Origin of the sequence: Vibrio sp. (assembly GCF_038138445.1) — a bacterium.
Taxonomy (GTDB): Bacteria; Pseudomonadota; Gammaproteobacteria; order Enterobacterales; family Vibrionaceae; genus Vibrio.
On sequence record NZ_JAYQDQ010000179.1, the window covers coordinates 1 to 2030 of the forward strand.

General features: G+C 41.6%; 2 protein-coding genes. Both read left to right on the top strand.

Features of this window, described 5'->3' with window-relative positions; genetic code table 11:
* Positions 1-425 (top strand): type I restriction-modification enzyme R subunit C-terminal domain-containing protein (locus tag AAFM34_RS20840; protein WP_341666185.1); only part of this gene is annotated, 425 nt, incomplete at its 5' end.
* A gap of 23 nt (positions 426-448) precedes the next feature.
* Positions 449-1930, top strand: coding sequence for a class I SAM-dependent DNA methyltransferase (locus AAFM34_RS20845; protein WP_341666187.1), 1482 nt, complete (start codon positions 449-451; stop codon positions 1928-1930).
* The last annotated feature ends 100 nt before the right edge of the window (positions 1931-2030 follow it).

The window sequence follows — 2030 nt, forward strand, 5'->3', positions numbered from 1 at the left end:
TCAAACGTTGGAGCGAAGCCGATCGCAAAAAAGCAGTTATTGATGAATTAGCTAGTGCAGGTGTTATTTGGGAAGCATTAGAGCAAGACGTAAGCAAAGATATGGGGCCATTTGACCTTATATGTCACGTGGTTTTCGATCAGCCAGCCTTAACGCGTCGTGAGCGAGCAGAGAATGTTAAAAAGCGTAATTACTTTAGTAAGTATAATGAGTCAGCTCAGGCTGTTTTAAATGCTTTGTTAGATAAGTACGCTGACAATGGGGTTACAGAAATAGAGTCGCAAGATGTCTTAAAAGTAACTCCATTCGATAAGATGGGTCGTCCCAGAGAAATTATCACCAAAGCATTTGGTGGCAAACCCCAATACGAGCTAGCAATCAGTGATCTAGAACATGCTCTATATGATGATCAGCAAAGCGCCTAAACCTAATTAAAAAAGAGTCTTATATGTCCATTTCTACAGTTATTAAATCTATCCAAGACATTATGCGCAAAGATGATGGCGTTGATGGTGACGCCCAGCGTTTAGGACAGCTTTCGTGGCTTCTTTTCCTAAAAATATTTGATGCGCAAGAAGAGGACCTAGAGTTTGAGCAACCTAACTATCGATCACCCATACCAGAGGAATATCTGTGGCGAAATTGGGCGGCAGATAAGCAGGGTATGACGGGTGAAGAATTATTGGATTTTGTAAACAATAACTTACTGCCCGATATCAAAGCATTGCAAGCTGCGTTGTCCTCTAACCCTCGAGGCTTTGTGTTGCGTGAAGGGCTGAGTGAAGCCTTTAATTACATGAAGAGTGGCACTTTACTGCGCCAAGTAATTAACAAGCTCAATGACATCGACTTTTCAAGTTCGGATGAAAGACATTTGTTTGGGGATATCTATGAGCAACTGCTAAATGATCTTCAAAGTGCAGGCAAGTCAGGCGAGTTTTATACACCAAGAGCAGTAACTAGATTCGCTGTACAGATGGTTGACCCTAAATTGGGTGAGTCAATCTATGATCCAGCTTGCGGAACAGGTGGGTTTTTGGCCTGTTCAATAGATTTACTGAAAGAGCAGATTAAAACTTCCGAAGATCAACAGGTATTTCAAACTGCGGTAAGTGGAATCGAGAAGAAACAGCTTCCTCATTTATTGTGTACAACCAATATGATGTTACATGGCATCGAAGTGCCTCAGCAAATCAGGCAGGGCAATACTCTTAAACGTCCGCTTTCCAGCATTGAAGCATCAGAAATGGTTGATGTAATTGTCACTAACCCACCTTTTGGCGGTAGTGAAGAAGATGGTATTGAGAAGAACTTCCCATCTGAGCTACAGACAAAAGAAACAGCAGACTTATTTCTTCAATATATTATTGAAATGCTTAAAGATGGGGGTAGGGCGGCAGTGGTTTTGCCCGATGGCACATTGTTTGGTGAAGGCGTTAAAACCAAAATCAAGAGGCTATTGCTAGAGGAATGTAATCTTCACACTTTAGTCCGTCTACCTAACTCAGTATTCGCTCCTTACACCTCTATTAAAACTAATATTCTATTTTTTGAGAAAGGTACGCCAACAAAAGATATTTGGTATTACGAAGTACCTTTGCCAGCTGGAGTTAAGGCATTTAATAAAACCAAGCCCATGAAACTAGATGATTTCTCAGTTTGTCTGGATTGGTGGGGAGAAGGTAATTCGATCACTGAAAAAGCAGCAAGAATCGGTCGAAAGGAAACCGAGCAGGCATGGCAGGTGAGTATTGATGAAATTATAGAGCGCAACTACAACCTTGATATTAAAAATCCTCACGTAGAAGAGATGATAAGCCATGACCCTGAGGAGTTGTTAGGTAACTATGCCAACCAGCAGGCCGATATTCAAAACCTTCGCGACCAGCTTAAAGCAATCTTGGCTAATGCGTTAGAAGGCAAGGCGTAATGGGTGCAGTCGAAAATATTATTACAGATAACCTGCCTATCTGGTCATCTTCGGTTCAGTTAAAATCTTCATCAGGTCGAGGCACAAGCAGTAAACGCAA